Below are 4,022 nucleotides of genomic sequence, written 5' to 3'. Positions count from 1 at the left end.
GGTCCGCTGTTCGACGCCCTGACTTTCCTCGGCGGGGACCACAAGACCTTCCTCCAGCCGCTCTCCGATTGGACCCTCAATAGCCTCCATCAACTGGCGTTCGAGACGGTCACCGCGCCGGGACTGGCCGGAACACTCCTCGACTTCTCCGCGTCACCGCTGAGCGGGCTGCTGGCGGGCGGGGTGGATCCGTTCATCGCGCCGTTCGCGGCGCTGGCCACCGACGTCCAGCTCATCATCGGTGACCTGATCGGCACCGGCTCGGGTCCGCTGGGGGCGTTGGAGACGCTGATCAACCTGCCGGTCGACGTGCTCCTGGCCCCGTTCAACGGTGCCCCGCTGGACATCTCCGGGCTGGCCGACATCGCCTTCGGCGGGCTGCTCAGCCCCGGGGAGGTGATAGGAAGCGGCAGCCTTTTAGACCCGGCAACTGATGCCGGCGGCTCTATATTCAACGCCATCGGACTGCTGCCCGCCGGCGGCTCGATCGCCGAAGGGGTCGGGGTCGGCCCCTTCGGTGCCCTGGCCGGCCTGAGCCAGGTCTTCGCGGAGGTGCTCAACGGGACCGTCCCGACGTCAACCGCGGCCGTTACGCTGGGCGCCCTGCCGGGTCTCGACTTCGGCAGCCTGCTCGGCTCGCTCGGCACCGACCTGAGTTCGCTGTTCGGCGGCGAGGCAGCCGGCGCCGGGACCGCGAGCATCCCCGACATCCTGGCCGGCCTGCTCTGAGGCCGGCCCGGGCTACACCGGGTCGAAGGTGCGGCTGGCGATGAAACTCGGCCGCGGGGTGGCCGCGCCGAACGGCTCGCCCAGGGTGTTCTGCACGCTGTTGTAGACGATGAACACGTTCGACCGCGCGTACGGGGTGATGTTGCTGGCCGACCCGTGCATGCAGTTGCTGTCGAAGAACACCGCCGAGCCGGCCGGCCCGGTGATCTGGCGGATGCCGTGCGCGTCGGCCAGCCGGGTCAGGCTCTCCGGGTCGGGGGTGCCGATCTCCTGGCGGCGCAGCGACGACAGGTAGTGATCCGGCGGGGTCTCGCCCGGGCAGGACACGAACGAGCGGTGCGAGCCGGGCATGATCAGCAACGAGCCGTTGCAGTCCAGGTTCTCGGTGAGCGCCACCGAGACGCTGACCGCGCGCGGGGCGGGCATGCCGTCCTCGGCGTGCCAGGTCTCGAAGTCGGAGTGCCAGTAGAACTCCTTGCCGGTGAAGCCGGGTTTGAAGTTGACCCGGCTCTGGTGCACGTAGACATCGGAGCCGAGCAGCTGACGGGCCGGGCCCGCCAGCCGCGGGTCGGCGACCAGCGCGGCGAACGCCGCACTGACCTTGTGCACCTCGAAGATCGACCGGATCTCCCGGCTCTCCGGCTCCAGCACCGAGCGGTCGTCGTCGACCAGCGCCGGGTCGGCGCGCAGCGCGTCCAGCTCGGCGCGCAGGTCGGCGACGACGTCCGGCTCCAGCAGGGCGTTGACCACCAGGAACCCGTCGGCGTCGAACCGGCGCAGCAGCCCCTCGTCCAGCGGGCCGCCGACCGCCCCGTCACCCCAGACGACCGGGTCGTGCCGCGGCTCGATTCCGGTCGTGGCGGCGCCGCGGGTCGGATATCGGTCCTGGCGGTCGGCGGCGACCGCGGTCACGAGACCGCGCCTTCGGCCTCCGGCATCGCCGCCGGGTAGGCGCCGGTCTCGTCGTGCACCTCCCGGCCGGTGACCGGCGGGGTGAACACGCAGACCATCCGCAGGTCGGTGGCCGCCCGCACCCGGTGGTGCTCGTGGCCGTCGAGCAGGTACAGCGTGCCGTCGGCCAGCTGGTGCACCTCGCCGGTCTCGTCGTTGAACAGCTCGCCCTCGCCGCTGACGCAGTACACCGCCTCGACGTGGTTGGCATACCACATGCTGGTCTCGGTGCCCGCGTACAGGATGGTGTCGTGCATCGAATACGACTGCCCGTCGCGCGCCAGCAGCAGCCGCCGGCTGCGCCAGGTCTCGGCGTGGACGTCGCGGTCGGTGTGCGCGATCTCGTCGAGGGTACGAACGATCATCTGGGGCTCCTTTCGGCGGTGCCGGCCAGCTCGCGTGCGGCAACCGCAGCGATCGACTCGGTGGCGATACTCAGGCCACGGGCAAGATCATCGTCGTCGATCACCAGGGCCGGCATCAGCTTAGCCACCTCGCCCTCCGGGCCGGAGGTCTCCATCAACAGGCCGCGGCTGAACGCCTCCTTGCAGACCGCGCCGGCCAGCTCGGCGTCGTCGAACGCCACCCCGCGGATCAGGCCGCGGCCGCGCACCTCGACGCCGTTCAGCCCGTCGACCGCCGCACGCAGCGCCCGGTCGATCAGCTCGCCCTTGCGGGCCACGTCCTTCTCCAACCGGTCGTCGGTCCAGTACAGATCCAACGCCGCGGCGCCGGTGACGAACGACGGGTTCTGGCCACGGAAGGTGCCGTTGTGCTCGCCCGGCTCCCACACGTCGAGCTCGGGGCGGAACAGGGTCAGCGCCATCGGCAGGCCGTAGCCGCTGATCGACTTGGACAGGCAGACGATGTCCGGCACGATGCCGGCCGCTTCGAAGCTGAAGAACGGCCCGGTGCGCCCGCAGCCCATCTGCACCTCGTCGACGATCAACAGCAGCTCGTGCCGGCGGCACAGGTCGGCCAGCCCCTGCAGCCACTCCAGCCGGGCCACGTTGATCCCGCCCTCGGCCTGCACCGTCTCGACGATCACCGCGGCCGGCTGGTTGAGGCCGCTACCGCTGTCGGCCAGTAGCCGCTCGAACCAGATGAAGTCGGGCACCACGCCGCCGAGGTAGTTGTCGTAGGGCATCGGGGTGGCGTGCACCAGCGGGATGCCGGCGCCGCCGCGCTTCATCGAGTTACCGGTGACCGAGAGCGACCCCAGCGTCATCCCGTGGAAGGCGTTGGTGAAGCTGATCACGCTCTCCCGGCCGCTGACCTTGCGAGCCAGTTTCAGCGCGGTCTCCACCGAGTTGGTGCCGGTGGGCCCGGGGAACTGCACCTTGTAGTCCAGCCCCCGGGGTTTGAGGATCACGTCGCGGAACCGCTCCAGGAATCGCGCCTTGGCGGCGGTGTGCATGTCCAGGCTGTGCACGATCCGGTCGCTGGTCAGGTACTCCAGCAGCGGCTCGCGCAGCCGGGGATTGTTGTGGCCGTAGTTGAGCGCGCCGGCGCCGGCGAAGAAGTCCAGGTACTGGTTGCCGTCGACGTCCCAGAGGTGCACGCCGGCCGCCCGGTCGAACACCACCGGCCAGGACCGGCAGTAGCTGCGTACCTCGGACTCCAGGTCCTCGAAGATCGTCATGGTTCCTCCGTCCGCGTGTGAAACGACGGAACGAGAGGTCGAGTTCCGACTTGTGGCGCCCGAATCAGACCACCTCGACCTACCACCCCGCTCGGGATCCCCGACGTGGTGTCGAGGCTCACGTTTGCGCGTCCGCGACACTACCGAGACCATTTCGTTATCTCAAGCCGCACCCGCCCGGGTTATCCGGGTCGGGTGCCCGCAGCGGACCGATCCGAAACAGCTCCTCGGCCAGGTGACCGCCGGGGAACAAGTCGGCACCGAACAGCTCCGAGCGGACCAGATCGGCGTCCCACCGGCGGGCGAACGAGCCGAACAGCCGCCGGCTGGCGTCGTTGTCGGGGGTGATCGACGTCTCCAGGTGGGTGACGCCGCGCGGCACCAGCCGACTGATCAGGTGGTCGAGCAACCTCCCGGCGATGCCCGCCCCGCGGTGCGCCGAGTCGACGGTCACCTGCCACAGCATGAAGGTGCTCGGCTGCTCGGGGCGCCGATAGCCGGTGACAAACCCGGCCGCCCGCCCCCCGACCTCGGCGATGACCGAGGTCGCCGCGAAGTCGCGGCACCAGAGCAGGTAGGCGTAGGGGGAGTTGACGTCCAGGGTGACGCTGTCGGTGGCCAGCCGCCATAGCGCGGGCCCGTCGGAGACCGTCGGGTGGCGGATGTCGACGCGCGGAGGTTCGCTCACTGCGACGACGGT

The 4,022-nt window shown here is 70.1% G+C and carries 4 protein-coding genes and 1 pseudogene; 1 reads left to right on the top strand and 4 read right to left on the bottom strand.

All coding sequences use genetic code 11. From position 1 onward, the window contains the following. Positions 1-729, top strand: a pseudogene (locus tag AC2VNT_RS12845) (hypothetical protein); the annotation flags it as partial. A 12-nt stretch (positions 730-741) separates the two neighbouring features. Here the strand turns inward: AC2VNT_RS12845 and thpD are convergent. The 4 genes from thpD to ectA form a co-directional block, all read right to left on the bottom strand. Further along, positions 742-1,641: an ectoine hydroxylase gene (thpD, locus tag AC2VNT_RS12840; RefSeq protein ID WP_486947226.1), complete on the bottom strand. Its 900-nt coding sequence runs from the start codon at positions 1,639-1,641 to the stop codon at positions 742-744. Continuing rightward, complete coding sequence (locus tag AC2VNT_RS12835) at positions 1,638-2,045, bottom strand: ectoine synthase (protein WP_486947225.1); 408 nt, start codon at positions 2,043-2,045, stop codon at positions 1,638-1,640. Before AC2VNT_RS12835 ends, thpD begins: the two co-directional genes overlap by 4 nt. After that, positions 2,042-3,322 carry a diaminobutyrate--2-oxoglutarate transaminase gene (gene ectB, locus AC2VNT_RS12830; RefSeq protein ID WP_486947224.1) on the bottom strand — a complete coding sequence of 427 codons (1,281 nt, stop codon included), beginning with the start codon at positions 3,320-3,322 and terminating at the stop codon, positions 2,042-2,044. Before ectB ends, AC2VNT_RS12835 begins: the two co-directional genes overlap by 4 nt. Positions 3,323-3,479: 157 nt before the next feature. Beyond that, complete coding sequence (gene ectA / locus AC2VNT_RS12825; RefSeq protein ID WP_486947227.1) at positions 3,480-4,010, bottom strand: diaminobutyrate acetyltransferase; 531 nt, start codon at positions 4,008-4,010, stop codon at positions 3,480-3,482. Positions 4,011-4,022 lie beyond the last annotated feature (12 nt).

The sequence above is a fragment of the Mycobacterium sp. TH-M15 genome, from assembly GCF_057473705.1.
This window is presented reverse-complemented; position numbering and strand designations above follow the sequence as displayed.